This is a genomic window from Photorhabdus sp. RM96S (assembly GCF_042879335.1).
Classification (GTDB): Bacteria; Pseudomonadota; Gammaproteobacteria; order Enterobacterales; family Enterobacteriaceae; genus Photorhabdus; species Photorhabdus kayaii.
In genome coordinates this window covers 40,139-60,072 of the sequence record NZ_JBHFKT010000018.1, presented here as the reverse complement: position 1 = coordinate 60,072, position 19,934 = coordinate 40,139, and the positions used below count along the sequence as shown (strand labels likewise).

Sequence of the window (19,934 nt, the reverse complement as noted above, 5' to 3'; positions counted from 1 at the left end):
TTATAGGGATATAAAGGTTAAAAATCAGGGTGGGAAAGGATAAGAAAATACCGATACGTACTTTAGGTTAAATCATCAAGATTATCTGGGCGGTAAAAATTGAATAAAAGAAATATCTTACTTATTTTGTTGGCTGGTGTGGCTATTTATGCCTTATGGCGATGGTATTTACCTGATCCTTATCATCCTGTTTTAACTGAAAAGGAAAAGAAAGTGACAACGGAAATGTTAGCAAATATGCAAACCCGTTGTATCGGTCGATATTTAGTTGATTTACCGGAAAACTATCATGATACGGTGAATGCTTCCCGGGTGAACGATTATTGGGTAGAAACTCAACGGATCTATTTACCTGCCTTTGAACAGCGTATTCAATTACGGGAAGAAGCATTACGGCAGATGAAGACGTCATATCCCGTTGATATGCCCTATTTAAAAAATATTTACTCTGTCCCCGAAGGGATGAAAGGGATTATTTTTGAACGTATGGAGAATCAAAGTGTACCGGATGTCGTCCGGGTATTAGAAGCCCATCTATATAGCAATGGAGTGGCGATTAAAGTAGAAATGGAAGCGAAAAATGGCTCCGCTGCACGCTATGACAAGGATCGACAAATTGCTCCTAGAGTTTATACCAATACAGTACCTGAGAAACTGGCTGAACTGAGGGATTTATTATCCCGTGTACGGGGGCGTGAAGAGACGGAAATTCCGACTACTTCGGGAAGCTGTATTTCCAATGCGTTTATTACAGATAATCAAAGGGATAAAGAAGATATCGGCACATTATATAAAACTGGCCCGGATAATTATTTGAATGTGAGAATACAAACGAATAACTATATCCGTGAAAAAGACAGTATGCTGGAGCGTATCGGCCAAATTAAAGCATTTCTGTACCGGGGTGATATTTTTCGTAAAGGCGCGCGAAAAATTAATGGGCTGGATACCGAGGAATTATTGGCGGTGGGATTACAGCCGGATAGTGATGATCCGCGTTATCAGTTTACGTTACTGGCAAATGAGAAAACCGGCGGAAAGAAAACACCGGTCTTTGATTTGACGGTGGTCAATGATGAAGAGACTCCGACAGCTTATAGCCAGAATGAAATAGTGGCGTTCTGGGATGCGATTAGCCAGACCCTCAGAGTCAGGCCGGATGCTTTTTAATTTTCGGCGGATTCGACTAATAATAACATTGCTTTCGGGTTTATCCTGCGAGCGATTATCAAATAGCACAGGTGGTGAAAATTGGATAAAAAAGAGTTTGCCGATTTTATTGGCGACGGGGGTATTCTTTCTGTGAGAGGTCGGTTTTTTTAATAATGCATTCATGGTGGGTTAAATTTGATTTTTGGGATGTGGTATTAGTCTGTGTTTTTCTTGTTTTCTATTATGCCTGGCCGGTCATCATGATTATTGATGGTTATGTCATTTATCGGACGATTCAATGCATTAAGCGAAAGAAATACAAAGTCCTACTGTTCTTAATCCCTGTAGTGGTGTTATTGAGTGGGCCGCTTATTTATCTTTTAATTCAGTTTTTAAAGGTATGGGGCCCTTAAGATTAAAGTCAATAATGAGATATATCGGGATGAAATATTATCTCCTGATATCTGATGGTTTATTTAGGGTTATTTCGATAATCAATAGAGGATATCACAATGTCTGGTATTGTTTGTTTAGGTGATGCCACCGATCGAGGTGGAAAAGTGATTACCGCTTCTTCAACAATGTATTTCGACGGTAAACAGGCCGCTTTGGTGGGTGATCTCATTAATTGTCCGTTAGACGGGCACGGTATTAATCCCATTATTGAGGGGGATAATACCGTTCAGGAAAATGGCCGCGCTGTAGTGGTGCATTATTGTCGCTGCCAGTGTGGATGTCGAGTATTGAGTTCAATGCCTCATCACCAGGTTGAGTCGTCGTCATGAGTTGGCCTATTCCAGAGATCCCCCGGCTTCGTGTCGTGGCGCCGGTGCGTTATGGGGTGTGGGGGATGATTTTATTGCTGATGCTGGCGGTAGGAACAGGTATGGCACTTGCGCTGAGAGAACCCCCCGATTTATTGCAGGTCGTACTGTATGGCAGCTTACCGGCCTTTTTCGGCTGGATGCTGTTATTCGGTGCGGTACTAAACCGCTATGAGCGATTTTGTACTGCGGCGCAAGCCTGGGAAGCCGCCAGTGCCGAAACCCGTTTCCAGTGGCAGCAATGGAGCAGAAAGCAATTGGCGGTGGTCGGCAACTTTATTCTGACACCAGAACCGCAGGGCATAGCCCCCTTGTTGGGTAAACCGAAAGATATTCCGGCTTTTCCCGATGCCGGACGGGCGCTGTCTGTGCCATCAACGGATATCCGGCAGTTATTGGCGAAAGTTGATGATAAGTTTGAGCAACAGTGTCCCGGATATCGCTCGCTTTTGAGCACCATTTATCTTGCTGACGTCCCTTCAATGGATTTGTCTCATCATCAAGAGTGTGTGCAACAACAGTGGGGTTTGGTTCCCACTCAAATAGAGAGCAGGGAGGTAATCACGTCATTGTACGATAAGGCGGCTTTTGAGGGGTTGACAATGGTTATCGCCTGCCAGTGCTGGCCTGCCAAAGGAGGTAAAGAAGCATACAGCGAATTTTTGTCTGCTCAGTTACTTTCCTCAACGGCATTTGCCGCCCAGAAAAAGTTAAACGTTCTGGCGGGTATGGGAAGGGCGCTGCCATCGTTACCCGGGGAAATAAAGAAAGATTTCAGAATGTTATTTGAGTATAACCGCATTGCCAAAAGCAGTATGCAGCACCTCTGGGTGACGGGGATTTCTCAAAACGTGCTGACTGAACTGATGATGGAGGGCCGTGATAGTCCATTCCATTTTGTCCCGGAAAATCCTGTTCATTTAATCGACCATACTTTTGGTCCACCGGGGCCGTTGTCTGTGTTTCTGACCTCAGCCATGCTGACCGAGGCCACTGGCCTGACAAATAGCGATCATATCATTATCAATCAATTACCCGAGGGTAACGCTGTACTTTATTTAATGACGAAGGAGTTACATCCATGAATGCGAGTCATCATCATCACTATGGCCTTCGGGGATATATTGTAATTACGCTGAGTCTTGCCGGAATATTTTTTCTGCTGATTTATTTAAATCAGGCAGTGCTTGAGGACAACGGGTTACTAAACCTTGCGTGGTATGCCTATGCCACGCTTTTCCCAGCCATATTGATAGGCTTATTGGGGAGCACGGCATGGGAGTATATACGGCAGAATAAAGCGCAACAACCATTACGGCCAGAGGCTGCACAAGCTGAAATTCGCCTCAGCCAGTCTGCGCCAATACTCAGTGATTTAGGCGATCGCTTGCACCGTCGTTACGGGATGTTCTGGTGGTATAAGGTCCGTATCTTGTTGTTGGTGGGCGAACCTGAACAGGTGGAAGCCATCGCGCCGGGGCTGACCACGCAACACTGGCTGGAGGGCCATCGCACGCTCTTGTTGTGGGGCGGCAGTTTACACACTGAACCCGATGCCGCGCAACTGGCGGCCCTGCGTCGCTTGCGCCGTTTCCGTCCGCTCAACGGTATCGTCTGGGCGCTGACTGAACAACAAAGCGCGCAGCCGGTCTGGATGGATAAGGCCCTGCGGATGTTGCAGAAACAGGCTCAACAGTTGCACTGGCAAGCGCCCGTCTATTTGTGGCAGGTGTGTCACAGTCTCTGGTCACAGGCAGGACGGGTGACTCAGGCGGTGGGGTGCTTTTTGCCTGAACGCTGTACCCCCGAGATGGTGGAGACCCAGCTGCGCCAGTTGATTGACCCGATGCGCCAGCAGGGCATGCAACAGGTGCTGGCCGAGAATGCCCATGATTTTTTGTATCGGCTGGCCTCCACGCTGGAGAAAACAGGCATTGCCCACTGGCGCAAGGTGTTGACGCCGTGGCTGGCGGAATACGCTCAGGTCGTGTCGCTGCGCGGCCTGATGTTCAGTCTGCCGCTGGCGGCGACCCCGGACGCAGGACCGCAAAGCTGGCTGCCCGATGCCGCCTGGCAGGGGGTATTAGCTGACAGTCGGCACCGGCACGGCAGACGGGTCGGATGGCGCCAGAAGCGCAACGTTTATCACGGCCTGATGGCCCTGGCCTTATTGTGGGGCGCGGGCAGCGTGCTTTCTTTTTTGACCAACCGCGACCAGATAGCGGCGGTCAACGCGGCGGTGACCGATTTGCAAGCCCGTCCTGAGGCGTCCGACGCCCAGTTGATGGCGTTTAAGGCGCTGCGTAATGAACTGGGCCGGTTACAGTATCGGGTCGAACATGGGGCGCCCTGGTATCAGCGTTTCGGTTTGAGTCAAAATCAGCCGCTCTTGACGGCGGTGTTGCCGTATTACACCCAGATGAATAACCGGCTGATACGGGATAAGGCGGCGGCGATACTGCATCAAAAACTGAGCGCCCTGGTGAATCTGCCCCCGGGCAGTCCGCAACGGGCCCGCCGGGCAAAATCTGCTCACGACCAGCTTAAAGCCTATTTGATGATGGCCTCCCCACCGAGAGCGGAGGCCGCGTTTTTAACCCGCGTCCTCCGTGAAAACGAGCCGGCCCGGGCCGGTATTGCCCCCGGCGTGTGGTTGAGCGCGGCCCCGGATTTGTGGGCTTTTTATGCGGAGAATCTGCCCGCCCATCCGGAATGGCGGATTCAGCCGGACACGGCGTTGGTCAGTCAGGCGCGCCGGATATTGCTGGAGCAGATGGGGCGGCACAATGCGGAAGCCACGCTCTACCAGCAGATGCTGCACTCGGTGGCGCCGGATTATGCCGACCTGACCTTAAGGCAAATGACCGGCGACACCGAGGCGGAACGGTTGTTTACCACCTCGCGCGTGGTGCCGGGGATGTTTACCCGTCAGGCGTGGGAAGGGCAGATACAGAAAGCGATTGATAACGCGGTGGCTTCACGCAAGGAAGCGATTGACTGGGTATTGAGTGATAACCGTCAGGCCGTCCCGGCCGCCGTCTCACCGGCAGCGCTGAAAGCCCGCCTGACCGCGCGTTACTTTACCGATTTTGCCGGGGCCTGGCAGGATTTTCTCAACAGCCTGCGCTGGAACAAAGCGCGTAATCTGGCCGGGGTGACAGACCAGTTAACCCTGATGGCGGACGGGCGTCAGTCCCCGCTGATAGCGTTGATGAACACCGTGGCGTATCAGGGGCAGACCGGCCAGCAGGGGCCGGCGTTATCGGAGGTATGGGTGAAATCCGCGAAGACGTTGCTGAATAAAACGGCGGTGCCGGTGATTAACCAACAGGCTGGCGACGTGAACGGACCGATGGACAGCACTTTCGGTCCGTTACTGGCGCTGATGGGGAAAAATAAGGCATCGGATGTCATAACGGCGGACAGCAACCTCAACCTGCAAACCTTCCTGACCCGGGTTACTCAGGTGCGGCTGAAACTGCAACAGATAAACACCAGTGACGACCCCTCAGAGAGGGCGGGGAGGCTGGCGCAGACGGTGTTTCAGGGCAAAAGCACCGACCTGACGGAGACCCAGGGTTACGGCAATCTGCTGGCGGCCGGTTTGGGTGACCAATGGCGCGGTTTCGGTCAGACGATGTTCGTACAGCCGTTAAATCAGGCATGGCAGGGAATACTGAAACCGGCAGCGGCAAGTTTAAATGAACAGTGGCAGACAGCCATCGTGGCTAACTGGAATACCGCCTTTGCCGGTCGCTACCCGTTTGCCGGTGGGCAAAGTGACATTTCATTGCCGATGCTGGGGCAGTTTATCCGCCCGGACACCGGGCGCATTGAGCAGTTTTTGACGCGCCAGTTAGGCGGGGTGCTGCATAAAGCGGGTAACCGTTGGGTGCCGGATAACGTGAACGGTCAGGGGTTGCAGGTTAACCCGCGTTTCCTGCAAGCGGTGAATCAGCTCAGTCAGTTATCGGATGTGCTGTTTGCGGACGGCAGTCAGGGACTGCGGTTTGAACTGCGGGCGCGCGCGGCGCGGGATGTGGTGGAAACCGACCTGACGATAGACGGGCAGAAATTGCGTTACTTCAACCAGATGGAAAGCTGGCAGCGTTTTCGCTGGCCGGGAGAGACGTATAAACCGGGGGTGATGCTGACCTGGACCAGTGTCAATGCCGGGGCGCGGCTGTTCGGTGATTATCCGGGAACCTGGGGGCTCATTCGCTGGCTGGCGCGGGCGAAAGCAGAAAAGTGGGATGAAAGCCGTTACCGGCTGACCTTCACTATGCCGGACGGTTTACCGGTGACCTGGATATTACGCACGGAAATGGGCAGCGGGCCGCTGGCGTTGCTGAAACTGCGGGGATTTACCCTGCCGAAAGAGATTTTTGACACGACACCGGGTGATAACCCGGTCATCTCACCGGTCGATGACGATGACCTGACGGAGGACTCATGTTGCAACGATTGATAACAACCTGTCTGGGTGAGCGTGATGTGTTGGCCCTCGCCCGAGAGCAGACCGAACGGTGGACGACGTGGTTGTTGCCCATTAGCGCGGAGGCGCCGACCGGGGAGGATCCGGCGCATCACGATGATTTTCAGCGCATGCGTGAGGAGGTCAATAAACTCAGTGGCATTGATACGGCCCTTATCTGTCAATTGGCGGAAAAACTGCTGACGACCTGCTGCAAAGATGTTCGCGTGGCGACCTATTACGTCTGGGCGCGTCTGCATCAGGAGGGTGAAAACGGCCTGGCTGAGGGGCTGACGTTGTTAGCCGCGCTGGCGGACCGTTTTGGCGAAACCTTGCTACCCCATCGGGCAGGCCGCCGTCAGGCGGCGCTGGTGTGGCTGACCGGGGGCAAAGTTCAGGCCAGTTTATCCCGCTACCCGGAAGTGAATCGCGCCGATTTTGAACGCGTGCTGGCCGCGCTGGCGTTACTGGAACACGTGTTTGCCGGCTGGGACGCGGCGGCTCGTCCCACCCTCGCCGGGCTGGCGGGCCCCCTGGAAACCCGTCTGGCCCAATCGGGCGGGGTTGACGCCGTGGTGCCGCAAACTATCGCACAAACTGCGTCGGCGAACGGTGACGGGCCGTCACCCGGCGTACGGCCCGTGCAGTCCGGGCGTGATTTGCTGGAACAGGCGCGTGAACTGGCGCGTTATCTGCGTGATCAACCGCAAGGGTGGTTATCCAGTCATCGCCTGATGAAAAGTCTGCGCTGGGATACCGTTCATCAGTTACCGCCGCAGGATACCGCCGGACTGACCCGTTTGGCGCCGCCTCGTACGGAATACCGGGCGCGGCTGAAACGGCTCTACCGGCAACAAAGTTGGCGTGAGTTGTTGGCGCAGGCCGACCGGATGTTCGCGGCAGGGGTTAACCACTTTTGGCTCGATTTACAGTGGTATCTCTGTCAGGCATTAAGCCAATTGGGCCATCCTGATGAAAGTTGGGCGGATATTGTGAAACAGGATCTGAACATCCTGCTTGATCGTCTGCCGGGGCTGGAGAATTTGGCCTATAACGACGGGACACCGTTTGCCGATGAGGTGACCGGTCAGTGGATAGCGCGGGACGTGATGGCGGCCCAGGACCACGGGTTACCGGACGCCCCGCCGGCACCGGGTGAGCATGACCTCCTGGCGCGGGAAGCGGAGGCGTTACAATTGGCGGACAGTGAAGGTATTGAGGCGGCGTTGCGCTGGCTGGGGCAATTACCGGGGATCGTGGGGGGGCGTCCCCGCTGGCTCCAGCGCTTGTTGATGGCGCGGGTGGCGGAACAGTACGGCAAAAATGAGATGGCGTTGCATCTGCTTGCGGAGCTGGACGCCGGCGAGCCGTTGGCTCTGAGTGAGTGGGAACCGGCGCTGATGTTTGAGGTGAAAGCCCGGCAACTTAAGTTGCTGCGGATGAAAGCCCAACGCAGTGAACAGGATAAGGCGCTGACGGCCCAACGCAGGGAGACATTGCTGGCCGGATTGGTGGCGATTGATCCGGTCAGGGCGGCGGTGTTGTGTGGCTGATGGCCCTGGAATACGGTATGACACTCTTATCCCGGTTCGACCCGTTTTACCCTCCCCAATGTGTTTATTCTGAATGGTTTATTTGAGGACAATTCGATGGATGATTTAATCCTGCGCTATTACGAGGCAGAAATGCGCTACCTGCGTGACGCGGGCAACGAGTTTGCCAAAGCCCATCCTGACCGGGCGGCTCTGCTCAATCTGGACAGCGTCGGTACCCGTGACCCCTATGTGGAGCGTCTGTTTGAAGGCTTTGCCTTTCTGATGGGCCGCCTGCGCGAGAAGCTGGATGATGACTTGCCGGAGTTGACGGAAGGGCTGGTCAGTTTGCTGTGGCCGCATTACCTGCGTACCATCCCTTCCCTGTCCATTGTGGAACTGGGCGCGGATTGGGCACAGTTGAAACAGCTGAAAAATCCGGCGCAGGTGAACAAGGGCTTTGAGGTGCTTTCGCAGCCGATCGGCCCGCAACAGACCCGGTGCCGCTATACCACCACGCAGGCGGTTCAGTTGCTGCCGCTGGCGCTGACTGACGCTTCGCTTAAATCTGAGCCGGATGGCCGGGCTGTTATTCGCCTGCGTTTTGATTGCGGCACGCAGGTGGACTGGCGCCAGGTTGATTTGAGTCGGTTGCCGCTGTACCTGAGCGCGGACAGCCCGCTGGCCTGCGCGTTACATCGGGCATTGACGCTTCAGACGCAACAGCTGTATCTGCGTCTGCCCGGTCAGCCCGACCGCCAGCCGTTTGACGGGGGATTCTCCCCGTTGGGATTTGGCGATGAGGAAAGGCTGTGGCCGAAAGGGGACAGCGCGTTCAGTGGTTATCAGCTGCTGCTGGAGTATTTTACCTTCCGTGAGAAATTCATGTTTGTCGCGTTGTGTGGGCTGGAACAGCTGACTATACCCGACAGGACGCCGTGGTTTGAACTGGATGTGGTGCTGGGTGAAAGCTGGCCTCATGAGAGGCCGTTTTCTGCGGCGCATATCCGTTTGCACTGTGTGCCGGTGATTAACCTGTTCCCGCTGGAATCCGATCCGTTGCCGCTGTCACCGTTGAAAACGGAGTATTTGCTGCGCCCGATGCGCCTTCAGGACGGGCATACCGAGATTTATTCGGTGGATGCGGTAGTGTCCTCGAAGCGTAGTGATCACCAGTCGTATGTGCCCTTCAGTAGTTTTCGCCACCAGGGCGGTATGCTGCGCCATGACGCGCCGGCGCGTTACTACCATACCCGGGTAAAACAGGGGCCGTCGGGTTTGTACGACACCTGGCTGATTCTGGGCGGGGAGGCGATTGATAATCATGAGGGATCGCGTGAAGCAGAAAATCTGTCACTCACCCTGACCGGCACGCATGGGCAACTGCCCCGCAGGGCATTGCAGGAGACGCTGCTGGATACGGCGGTGTCTCCCCCGTTGGCGGGACTGACCGTGCGTAATCTGCGTGAACCGACATTGCCGTGTTATCCGCCAAACCGGGATCGCTTTCACTGGCGGGTGCTCAGTCATCTCGGCTCCAATTTCCTCAGTTTGATGGATAACCCGGAAGTGTTGCGCGGCACGCTGGCCCTGTATGACTGGACCGATGACGAGATGAACTATCGCCGTCTGGCGGCCATTGTGGCGGTAAAGCATTCTCTTATCGAGCGGTTTGAGCAGGGGTGTCTGCAACGGGGGGTGCATATTGAAGTCACGCTGGACAGCAACGGCTTTACCGGGACCGGGGATATCTGTCTGTTCGGCGAGATGCTCAGTCGCTTTTTTGCCTTGTACACCGATATCCATCTGTTCAACCGGCTGACGCTGGTCTCACAACCCACAGGAGAGCGCTTGTCATGGCAAGAGAAGCACAGTCAGTGTATTCCCGGTTAATGGCCGGACTAAAGGACGATATTTCGACACTCAATTTCTATCAGTTCTGTCAGGCCGTTGAGCGCATGGCCCCGGATCGGCACCCCCTGGGCAGTACGGATAATCCCGCCGATGATGTGATACGTTTCCGGCCCCATCCGGGGATGGGGTTCCCGACCGGTACGCTGAAAGCGATGGAAACTGACGGCGAATACCCGGATCGCCCCCCGACAGTCAGAACCACGTTTATGGGGCTGTACGGCGTGGATTCCCCGTTGCCGACCGCTTACCTGAACGATATCGCGCAACACCGGGAAGGGCATGAAGCGGTGGAAGCCTTTCTGGATATGTTTAACCACCGGATACTGACCCAGTATTACCGTATCTGGCGTAAATATTCCTACCCGGCGACGTTTGCCGCTGGGGGAAGCGACCCAACATCGCAGTGTTTACTGGGACTGATTGGCTTAGGCATTCCGGGCAGTCAGCAGCAGATTGCCACGCCGGCGTCCCGTTTTCTGGCGCTGCTCAGTGTGATGCGCCTGCCGACCCGGACGGCGGAAGGGGTATCGGCGCTGGTGACGTTGCTGGCGCCGCAGACCCGTGTCGGGGTGACGCCCGCCTGCCCGCGGCAGATCCCTCTGCGGCAACCGGCCGGTTTTTCAGACTCGCAGCCGATTTCCCTGTCGCAACGTACCGTGCTGGGCAGGGCCGGCACGGATATCAACAGCCAGTTATTGCTGGCGTTGCACACGGATTGCCCGGAGGAAGCGCGGGGCTGGCTGCCGGGCGGGCAGTTACACACCGATTTGTTGACGTTGCTGCGCGTTTATCTGGGCTGGCGGTACCGGGCCCGGCTGCAATTGACCCTTCAGACCCGAATATTACCGGTGCCGGTGCTGGGCGGCGATAAGCCTGTTCAGCTGGGGCTGACCGGGGTGCTGGGGTTGCAGGCTGAAAAAAATCAGGCGGCAATCCCGGACAAGATAACGGTGAGTCTGGGGGATTATCAGGGCATATCACCGGACAGCCATCAACACACCGGAGGACACCATGTTCACTACCGCTTTTTATAAAACGGCGCCGATGATAGCGGCAATCACCTTACTGCTGACCGGCTGCGGGCTGACGCAGACGGTCGCCGATGGCACGGTCTCCGTCACCCAGTCCCTTTTTCATCGACAAGTGAAAACCGCGCGGCTGGATTTTACGCCCCGGGCCGCGGTTAACACGGATAGCGGGGAAAGTGTTGCCCTGTCCGTCCCTGCGCTGGTCCTGTCTTTTAGTCACATCTCAAATTATGAGTAAATAGCCGTAATTTGATAAATATACTCAACTGATTTTAAAGGAAATATTTTTCAATACTGTCTTGATAAGTTTAAAATAATTCTCATAAAAAACAGTAGGATACAAAGTTGTGTATAAGAGACAGGCGCTGGTCCGGGTTTATCAGTTGCGGGATAACCGGGCGCTGGAAAAAGCGGATTACGCGGATTTGCTGGAAAACGGCGACCGTATACTCGGGGCCGATTGTCTGGCGAGCCGGGAGGTGGTGGTCAAACCGGGTAGTCAGGCTTCACTCAATATGCCGATGGCGGCGCAGGCGAAATATGTCGCGGTGGTGGGTCTGTTCAGAAATCCCGATTTAGCCGGGGCCACCTGGCGCCTAATCATCAGGCGCCAGGCGCTGCTACCGGATAAGCCGCGTACCATTGAGTTAAATGGCGGCGGCCTGACTCTGTTGCCTGAAAAGGAGTAAGTTGATGAAAAAGAAAACCCACAAGCCTTCCCTGTATGAATGCCTGTTCGGCAACGTTCGCGGCGGGTTGGATTTGCATCAGATCAGTGAGGAAAATCAGGTGATTTTATCGGTACTGGACAATATGCAGTGTATCCTCAATGGCCGGGCGGGTTCGCTGAGCCATCTGCCGGATTATGGCCTGCCTGATCTCAGCACGGTCCTGCAAGGGTTGCCTGAATCGTCACAACGCCTGATCGCGACGATTGAGCACACGCTGCTGACTTATGAGCCCCGCTTGAAGCAGGTCAGTGTGACGTTATTGCCGGAGATTGAACCGGCGCATTTGCGTTATGACATCAACGCCGAACTGAACGGGGTGGGGCGGGTGCGTTTTAGCACGGAATTTGTCCCGGAAGGGAAAGTGTTGGTTCGCCATCTGCGCCAACAAGGGCGGATGGATTAATCTGCGGTGGGGCTATCTTGCCGCCGCTTGCTGTTATCGGAACGGGCCGGGGTGACGCCCGGACGGTTGAATGCGTTGATGTTGTCCCGCGGCGTTAATCATGCGGATTTCAGCAACCAATCTGGGTGAAAATAAAGTGATGACTGAAAATAGTGTCTATATCGGGGAGGATCCCCGGACGCGGCCTGAATTCCGCGCGCTGAAAGACGAAATGAGCAAACTGAGCCATCCGGCCCGGCCCGACATTGACTGGGCTAAAGTTGAACAGCTTTGTTTGACACTGTTTCAGGTTAACGGTGTAGAACTGCAAAGTGCCGCCTGGTACACATTGGCCCGGGCACAACGGGCCGGATTAGCGGGTATGCATGAAGGGTTGGCCCTGATTGAGGGGTTAGTGGCTCATCAATGGTCGCAATGCTGGCCGCAATCTACACGTGTACGGGTTGAGATATTGGCCTGGCTGGTCGCGCGGTTACAACAGGTGTTACGTACCTCGGTTTTCTCCTATATTGACCTGCCGCTGATTTACCCGGTGGAAAAGGTGCTTGAACATCTGTGTGAAGTGCTTCAACGTCTGGAACTGAAATATGTGAGTCAACTCGACAGCCTCCGCGTGTGGCTTCACAACAGCGCTCAACGTTTAGAGCGGCTGAAACCGGAAACGGGGATGATGCCGGTTGTCCCGGTCTCCGCCATACAACCGGGAGGGAATGCTATTTTGACGCCCACAGCCCTCTCCCGGCCGCAACTGATATATGTCGTGCATGAAACGGTCTCTGGCGTCCCCCCTCAGGGCCATGGGGTCGGGGCTTTACCTGTGTCCCGCGGGAAAGTCTGGCACGGTTTTGTCGCGGGTGTCGCGTTGTGCGCGCTGGCAGCGGCCGGTGTTTGGTGGGTGAAAGGGATGCGCCAAGCGCCGCCGCTGGCGCAGGCATTGCAAGTGACCGCGCAGCCTTTGCCGCAGACCTTGCTCCCGGCGCAACTTGCTGAGTTGCGCCACCCGGACAACGCCGTGCTGCTGAATCAGTTGCAGGCGAAAACGCTGGCGGCCAGCCGGTCGCAACTGGCAAGTTTGGAGACCTTGCCTGTGTTGTGGCGATTAACGTATGGGACGCAGCTATTACACCAGCTGCAAACATTATGGCCGGCCAGCCAAACGGTGCAAGAGATGGAGAAACAGTGGCAACAGCAACGTGAAGCCACGGCGTTACCTGTCTCTGAACTGGAAAATTATCACCTGGTTCAATCGCGTCTGCAACGATTAGCGGCCCGCCTTGATGAGCTGGATGAAAGACGCGGTCGTTATCTCACGGGGTCTGAATTGAAATCGATAGTATTTGGCATTCAGCAACCGTTGGCGAGCACGCCGCCATTGGAAGAATTGTTGCGCCAACTGGCCGAACAACAAAAAAGCGGCCCGGTCTCCCCGGCACTGTGTCAGCAAATTGACACCCGTTTTAATCAATTACTCAATCGTTATGCCCTGCTCATGCAGTCTGCTATCCATTAATCAATTCACTGAAACAAGTAATACTTGTTTTTAAGGTGGGTTTATTTTTATTGATTGTTGGAAATGTGACTGCTTAGACATTTTTAGATGATAGTGAAGGATATGGGGCAGAAAAGCCACCGAGTGGTGGCTGGTATAATTATTGTGCTTTCTTTCTAAAGTTATCGTCGTTTTTAACAAACTCAAAAGCATCAAGGATAATACCTGTTATCCTCAATATATCTTCTGGAGCTTCTATAAATATTCTTGAGTTATTAGCAGATAATCCAGCTCTATTAACTTCGTTGGCTAATATATCAGTTAGCTCAATAGGTATCTGGATGTAAGGTTTATTCTTCTTGTCAAAGTATCTTATTATCCATCTATTTGATTTTCCTTGATAAAGAATACCAAAGTAAGACTCTGTATCTTTGTATTGCAAATCAACAGATTCCCCGACTATTGATTTTGCTTTTTCATATAGAGTTAATTCGTTTTTAGTGGTAACAATATTAGGGTTATCTAGATCTACTATCTCATCTGGTTCTTTCGGACTCTCTTGAGGTTCTATCTCGTCTTGAACTCCATCAATTGGAACATGTTTATTTGAAAGACCGGAAACCACCATTGCGCTGACAGATTTCTCAACAGCTTGTTTTACCAATGGGGTGATTGATTCAATAAAGCGCTGATTTAGTTGGCGTTCGACATTAGATCTATTGGCAACGTATCTCACAAATTCACTATCAACATCTCTTAAGCTAGTGCTGATGGTTTTAGTAAAAGCGGATAAGTAAACACTTTCCTCTGCAAGCGTTCTTAGTGCTTCCGGTTTGAATTTATCGTGTCTAAATCGATAGAGCTGGCCTACATCCGCATCGCTAACTTCATCCATTTTAATGCGTAAGAATGGGGTAAGATCCATTACGTTTTTTTGTTTTAAATCGGTAAAGAAACGCCACTCTAATCCATTTGTAATTGCTGAAATAGTCACTTCTGGAGTAGAATTAAAGTATCTGGATAACTGAGGACAGTGGTTATCTAGCTTTTCGCTGTATCCCTTTGCCTCAATAAACATAACTGGGACACCTTGGCAAAACAAGGCATAATCAACACGCTCATTTGCTTTTAACCCGGGAAAATCCGCTCCGTACTCGGCTTTAACTTTTTGAGGGTCATACGGACTGAACCCAAGAATATCTAAAAAAGGCAATATTAATGCTTGCTTAGTTGTTTCTTCGGTGGTGCAGTGTTGGCCCGCACTCTTAACGTGGTCAACATGATGTTTTATTTTTATCTTAAAATTGTCCATTCCATAACCTTAATAATCTAAAACGGAATACCAGAACATTCTCCCGATGATGTTCACTTGATCTTTATCTGCAACTTCATCTTCGTATTCATCACGGTTATAACTTCTGATAAGTAATTTTCCTCTCGGGCGTCTGTAAAGACATTTAAGACGCTTTAATCCATCCTGTTCAATCACATACACTTTTCCATCAATAATTTTCTTATTAGAGATATCTACTGCTATTGCTGTTCCATCCGGGATAACTGGCTCCATGCTGTCGCCCTTAGCAGGAAAACAAATAATTGTAGAGCCGTCAGTTGGTGCGCCAATTTTTCTTAATGTTGCTTTGGAAAATCTTAACTTAAAGCTGTTATAATCCGCATCAACACATCCACCATTGCTGCATGCGAATTCAATATCCTTTAAGAACCGCACCTTCACCTCATCGCCATCTAGTAGCATGTTGTTGTCCCATTGCGCAATAGTTGTCCACTTGCTATCAGGTGGAACTTGGTCCTCACCCTTTTTGAGTGTTTTGCCAAATAAAAGCCAGTTCACATCAGCGTCAAGGATAAATGCTAATGTTGTTAGCCTTGATTTTCTTGGTTCTGTGTTTGATTCCCACTGTTGTACAGACTGTGGAGTAACACCAAGCATATCTGCTAGTTCAGCTTGAGTTAATTTTTTTGCAAGCCGAGCTTGCTTGATTCTTTCGTGCATTGTTTTCATGCCTTAAATATACAAGCGAGGCTTTTATTTTTATAGCAAGCAAAACTTTATTTTTAAAGTATTTATTGTATTTTGTTTGTTGTTGTTAGTAAAAAAAGAAAACCTTTATGAACATACTGGATACAGCAGTAAAGAAAGCCGGCGGTATACCAGCGTTAGCCAAAATGCCTAAGTATTAGGGATCAGGTGGTTCGCCAGTGGAACAAAAAAGCGTATATACCCGTCATCTTTCAAGTTGCCTCTTTGTTGGCTGCACTCGCTCACCCCGGTCACATCGTTATCTATGCTCCCGGGGATTCACTCCCTTGCCGTCGCGATGCATCTTGAAATCCATAGGGTATAAACGAGAGGGCTTTCTTTGACTTTCTGAAAAATAAAATAACAGTGCTAATAGTTAGCAAGAGTAATAATGTATTAGAGGCAATTGTAAATATTATTAAAAACTGCCAATGATCAGGGAATGGGCTATAGAATTGAGGTGTTGTATTAACAGTGATTGGCGTGAATTGCAAGAGGGATTGTTTTTACAATAATTCAATATATTGATTATAAAATAACATTATTTAATTTCAGGAGAAAGTACATGAGTTATAAGAATGATTTTAAGGCTTTTTCTATTGGTGATAATGCGAATGTGGTAAATCAAGAAAAATATGAAGAAAACCAAAGTTTGAAGACTGGATTTACACCAGATAATGTTCCTACTCACTTATTAAATAAGGTATTACGTCAAGCATCAACCATATCATCTATCGTGGCTGATTTTATCGCGACACGATCTGGCAATGATGTTCTGGATGATGGAAATATAGCCAAACTCACCACTCAATTAAATAAAGCACTAGAGCAAAAAATTACCTCATCCACCGTTCGGTTATTTCACTTGTAATTTTTACCCTTTTTTAACGACCAACTATAATTCATTGATTTTTAATGAAATTTAACCTGTCTCATAAAAAAGGTTTTTTTTGCTTTTGATAAATATATTCTTTGATAGTCAGTGAGTTGGAGTTAATATATAACAGTGCACTGCCGTACAGGCAGCTTAGAAATAGACCCTGATGCAATGATTGTTGGTGAAATTGTGCACTGCCGTACAGGCAGCTTAGAAATTGTTCATAACGCCAAGACAAACCAAATCGAGGTGCACTGCCGTACAGGCAGCTTAGAAATAGAAAGTCTAATGGAGATGAAGCCTTTGTTGATGTTCCGGCAAGTGTTGCAGTTAATGTATTGTTGTTAAATACAATGCTGCAAACAAAAACAAATAATGCAGAGCTAGCGAGAAAAATAGGAACGTTTCCGCAAGATGTTCAACGTATAGTCTCATTGCGTCACAACACGAAGATTGACACGGTAGAAAGCGCGTTAAATGTTCTTGGTAAAAGATTGAATCTCGCTATTAGTTAACAACTTATTACACACGTTCAAAGGCTGCGCATTGCGTGGCCTTTTTTATTGATAGATAAAATTTTCTTTTCCATCGGTTCTACGAATAGAGAGAATAGTTTTCAGATGTTAAATATAAATGGTTTGGGCATGTTTTCAATTCTAAAATATTTAATTACTTATTGCCGCTAATTATATAAAAATAGTCAATCTCCTAATAAATAGGAATGCTGTATTACTCTTCTTTCTGAACTAGACTTTGATTTTAATGAATTACCGGCGGATTATTTTTACAGTAATTAAATATGTTGATTATAAAAAATATTATTTTTCTTAAGGAGTAAGGATATGAGTCAAAAAAATGATTTTAAAGCTTTTTCTATTGGTAATAATGCTAATGTAATTAGCCAAGAAGGATATGAAGCAAATCAGAATTTGCAGACTGGGTTTCCACAAGATGGTATTACCACTGATATGCTAAATAAGGCATTACGTCAGTCGTCCACGATATCCTCTGTAGTCGCTAATTTTATCGCCACACAATCTGGCAATGATGTTCTGGATGATGGGAATATAGATAAACTCAACGCTCAATTAAATAGAGCACTGGAACAAAAAACAAAAGTTTCTGATGCTTCATTAACACAGAAAGGTATTGTTCAACTTACAAATGTGGTTGGCAATAGCAATACATTGGCTGTTACACAAAAACTTGCTCAGGAAATAATAAATTCATTACGTGAAGAAATTAATATCCCTGTGGGTTCCCCCATTCCGTGGCCGTTACCCTATCCACCTATCAACTATCTCGTTTGTAACGGTGCATTTTTCAATAAATTGCAGTACCCAAAGTTAGCAGAAGCTTATCCTGACGGCAGATTGCCCGACCTAAGGGGAGAATTTATCCGTGGCTGGGACAGTGGTCGAAATGTGGACCCATCTCGTTCAATATTGTCATGGCAAGAAGGGGCTTATTTGTTACAGAATGTTGATCGGGCTAATAATTTTATGATTACCCTCTCACGCAATGAGTTTGCAAAATTGCAGTGGGATATTCCCCAAAATAAAAATACTTCGGTAAAAGCTGTATATTATAAAGCTCAGGCAGACTGGATTGCGAATTCCGCATTTATAGGGGTATCGAGGCCCCGTAATATAGCATTTAACTACATAGTGAGAGCAGCAGCATGCAGCATAATGACAGAACAAAAATACGCTTTAGAACATGAAACCGCCGTATTGGGTGAAGACGGATTAGCAATTCAAGCCGGCTGGATAAAAGTTTATCACACGGATCAAATAACAAGAGAATTTACTCACGCTGATATTGAACATGTCATGCTCGGTGTCAGTTTGTCAGCGAATTCTTATTTAGATGCACCAGACTTTCCCGATTCTGATGATGTGGCTGTTTGTCGCAGTGAAGACGGTAAGTGTTGGGAAATCGTCCCTGATTATCGGGGGAAAATAGCTTACGACACGTTAACACGAACTCAACAGAAAATCACTGAACTGGGTGAATTACCTGAAACTCTAACCTTCAAGCAACCGACCACTGATTTTGATAAATGGGATGGCACAAAATGGGTCACTGATAATGTAGCTCTAAAAGCAAATCAGATTGAACAAGCGGAGCAGCAGCGTGTAATTCTGTTGCGACACGCGAATGAATTCATTACATTACTGCAAGATGCTGTTGATTTAGATATCGCTACCGAAGTAGAAAAATCCGCTTTACTGACATGGAAAAAATATAGGGTAATGCTCAATAGAGTAAATATTTCGCTGTCTCCCGATATTGAATGGCCGGAACAGCCGAGGTAAAGAGTATAATGAAAGGATATAGTGATTTCCATCACGAAAAAAAGCCACCTTGCGGTGGCCTTTTCTTTTTCCTAACTCACTGTTTTACAGTAAGTTTCTATATGGTGCCCAGGGCGGGACTTGAACCCGCACAGCCTTAAGGCCGAGGGATTTTAAATCCCTTGTGTCTACCGATTTCACCACCTGGGCTGAATTTGGAGGCGCGTCCCGGAGTCGAACCGAGGTTGACGGATTTGCAATCCGCTGCATGGCCACTCTGCCAACGCGCCTTTCTATATTCAATGAATAATTATTCAACGAATAATTCAGCTACTAAACCTTTAGTCGCTAAGTTACTATCAAACTTCTGAACAGTAACTTGGAGCGGGAAACGAGACTCGAACTCGCGACCCCAACCTTGGCAAGGTTGTGCTCTACCAACTGAGCTATTCCCGCACCGCTTTGAACTGGCTGATTTACTTATTTGTTTTCGTAAATCTCATGTGCCGTTCGATGCGTTGCATTCTACTTACTTCACGTATCGAGTCAACACAATTATTGTTACGCTGTGTTTGTTCGATGGTTTTTACGTCATTTCGATCAAGCTTCACGCAAGTCAGACCAAGCCGCGTTTACATATTGAAACATTGACCAAAATGTCATCACCGTAGCAACATAAAGTAATATGAATCCGCCCAATTCGAATTCAAAATTAGGGCGCCATAATAAAGCAACTAACGCCGCCATCTGTGCTGTCGTTTTTACCTTACCCATCCAGGAAACGGCAACACTACTGCGTTTGCCTAATTCAGCCATCCATTCTCTGAGAGAAGAGATGATAATTTCACGCGCTATCATGGTTGCTGCGGGGAGGGTTATCCACCATGTATGATAGTGTTCGGAAACTAAGACTAATGCGGCAGCAACCATGATTTTGTCCGCGACAGGATCAAGAAATGCGCCAAAGCGAGTTGTCTGTTTCCAAAGGCGCGCGAGGAAACCGTCAAACCAGTCTGTCGCCGCAGCGACAATAAAAATTATGGCACAAACCATCGGCGCCCATGTGAATGGCAAATAGAATGCCAGGACAAAAAATGGGATCAGGACGATACGAAATAGAGTGAGCCATGTTGGTATATTTAATTGCATAGTGCTTCTTAACTATCTGGCTA

Annotated in this window: 15 protein-coding genes, 3 tRNA genes, 2 pseudogenes and 1 CRISPR repeat array; of the genes and pseudogenes, 14 read left to right on the top strand and 6 right to left on the bottom strand. The window is 49.8% G+C overall.

Annotation, left to right across the window (positions count from 1 at the left end):
- Positions 1–99 precede the first annotated feature (99 nt).
- The 11 genes from ACGF49_RS12490 to ACGF49_RS12440 all read left to right on the top strand — a co-directional run bounded on the left by ACGF49_RS12490 (position 100) and on the right by ACGF49_RS12440 (position 13,568).
- Positions 100–1,170 (top strand): T6SS immunity protein Tli4 family protein, encoded by a 1,071-nt coding sequence (locus tag ACGF49_RS12490; protein ID WP_113043430.1) that lies wholly within the window; start codon positions 100–102, stop codon positions 1,168–1,170.
- A gap of 494 nt (positions 1,171–1,664) precedes the next feature.
- A complete protein-coding gene (locus tag ACGF49_RS12485; RefSeq protein ID WP_113043428.1) occupies positions 1,665–1,937 on the top strand; it encodes a PAAR domain-containing protein in 273 nt (90 codons plus the stop codon).
- Positions 1,934–3,061 (top strand): hypothetical protein, encoded by a 1,128-nt coding sequence (locus tag ACGF49_RS12480; protein WP_113043427.1) that lies wholly within the window; start codon positions 1,934–1,936, stop codon positions 3,059–3,061. Before ACGF49_RS12485 ends, ACGF49_RS12480 begins: the two co-directional genes overlap by 4 nt.
- Complete coding sequence (locus ACGF49_RS12475) at positions 3,058–6,444, top strand: ImcF-related family protein (RefSeq protein WP_387491197.1); 3,387 nt, start codon at positions 3,058–3,060, stop codon at positions 6,442–6,444. The genes ACGF49_RS12480 and ACGF49_RS12475 overlap by 4 nt, the downstream gene beginning before the upstream one ends.
- Positions 6,429–8,003 carry a type VI secretion system protein TssA gene (gene tssA / locus ACGF49_RS12470; protein WP_387491194.1) on the top strand — a complete coding sequence of 525 codons (1,575 nt, stop codon included), beginning with the start codon at positions 6,429–6,431 and terminating at the stop codon, positions 8,001–8,003. The genes ACGF49_RS12475 and tssA overlap by 16 nt, the downstream gene beginning before the upstream one ends.
- Positions 8,004–8,099: 96 nt before the next feature.
- Entirely contained in the window at positions 8,100–9,875 is a 1,776-nt protein-coding gene (gene tssF, locus ACGF49_RS12465; protein WP_113043424.1) for a type VI secretion system baseplate subunit TssF, read from the top strand.
- The gene (tssG, locus tag ACGF49_RS12460) at positions 9,839–10,930 is read left to right on the top strand and encodes a type VI secretion system baseplate subunit TssG (protein ID WP_271859451.1); all 1,092 of its coding nucleotides are present in this window, start codon (positions 9,839–9,841) and stop codon (positions 10,928–10,930) included. Before tssF ends, tssG begins: the two co-directional genes overlap by 37 nt.
- A complete protein-coding gene (locus ACGF49_RS12455) occupies positions 10,908–11,162 on the top strand; it encodes a hypothetical protein (RefSeq protein WP_387491190.1) in 255 nt (84 codons plus the stop codon). Before tssG ends, ACGF49_RS12455 begins: the two co-directional genes overlap by 23 nt.
- Positions 11,163–11,271: 109 nt before the next feature.
- A complete protein-coding gene (gene tssJ / locus ACGF49_RS12450; protein ID WP_387491187.1) occupies positions 11,272–11,613 on the top strand; it encodes a type VI secretion system lipoprotein TssJ in 342 nt (113 codons plus the stop codon).
- 4 nt (positions 11,614–11,617) lie between these two features.
- Entirely contained in the window at positions 11,618–12,058 is a 441-nt protein-coding gene (tssE, locus tag ACGF49_RS12445) for a type VI secretion system baseplate subunit TssE (RefSeq protein WP_113043421.1), read from the top strand.
- Between the two features lie 100 nt (positions 12,059–12,158).
- The gene (locus ACGF49_RS12440; protein WP_387491184.1) at positions 12,159–13,568 is read left to right on the top strand and encodes a VasL domain-containing protein; all 1,410 of its coding nucleotides are present in this window, start codon (positions 12,159–12,161) and stop codon (positions 13,566–13,568) included.
- Positions 13,569–13,707: 139 nt separating this feature from the next.
- Here the strand turns inward: ACGF49_RS12440 and ACGF49_RS12435 are convergent, their stop codons facing one another.
- Positions 13,708–14,859, bottom strand: a complete 1,152-nt coding sequence (locus ACGF49_RS12435) for a type I restriction endonuclease (protein ID WP_113043420.1) — start codon at positions 14,857–14,859, stop codon at positions 13,708–13,710.
- A 9-nt stretch (positions 14,860–14,868) separates the two neighbouring features.
- Entirely contained in the window at positions 14,869–15,561 is a 693-nt protein-coding gene (locus ACGF49_RS12430; protein WP_387491181.1) for an XRE family transcriptional regulator, read from the bottom strand.
- Between the two features lie 592 nt (positions 15,562–16,153).
- On the opposite strand from ACGF49_RS12430, the pseudogene ACGF49_RS12425 reads away from it, so the two are divergent.
- From ACGF49_RS12425 to ACGF49_RS12415, 3 genes and pseudogenes are all read left to right on the top strand, one after another.
- Positions 16,154–16,432: pseudogene (locus tag ACGF49_RS12425) on the top strand (DNA-packaging protein); the annotation flags it as partial.
- A 162-nt stretch (positions 16,433–16,594) separates the two neighbouring features.
- A CRISPR array of direct repeats spans positions 16,595–16,746; the repeat unit is 29 nt; unit sequence GTGCACTGCCGTACAGGCAGCTTAGAAAT.
- Between the two features lie 561 nt (positions 16,747–17,307).
- A pseudogene (locus tag ACGF49_RS12420) lies at positions 17,308–17,926 on the top strand (tail fiber protein); the annotation flags it as partial.
- Between the two features lie 230 nt (positions 17,927–18,156).
- The gene (locus tag ACGF49_RS12415) at positions 18,157–18,783 is read left to right on the top strand and encodes a tail fiber assembly protein (protein WP_113043468.1); all 627 of its coding nucleotides are present in this window, start codon (positions 18,157–18,159) and stop codon (positions 18,781–18,783) included.
- A 102-nt stretch (positions 18,784–18,885) separates the two neighbouring features.
- Here ACGF49_RS12415 and ACGF49_RS12410 read toward each other — a convergent pair.
- The 4 genes from ACGF49_RS12410 to pgsA form a co-directional block, all read right to left on the bottom strand.
- Positions 18,886–18,972, bottom strand: a tRNA-Leu gene (locus tag ACGF49_RS12410).
- Positions 18,973–18,978: 6 nt separating this feature from the next.
- Positions 18,979–19,052, bottom strand: a tRNA-Cys gene (locus ACGF49_RS12405).
- Between the two features lie 90 nt (positions 19,053–19,142).
- A tRNA-Gly gene (locus ACGF49_RS12400) sits at positions 19,143–19,218 on the bottom strand.
- 144 nt (positions 19,219–19,362) lie between these two features.
- Positions 19,363–19,911 (bottom strand): CDP-diacylglycerol--glycerol-3-phosphate 3-phosphatidyltransferase, encoded by a 549-nt coding sequence (pgsA, locus tag ACGF49_RS12395; RefSeq protein ID WP_049581866.1) that lies wholly within the window; start codon positions 19,909–19,911, stop codon positions 19,363–19,365.
- Between the last annotated feature and the right edge of the window lie 23 nt (positions 19,912–19,934).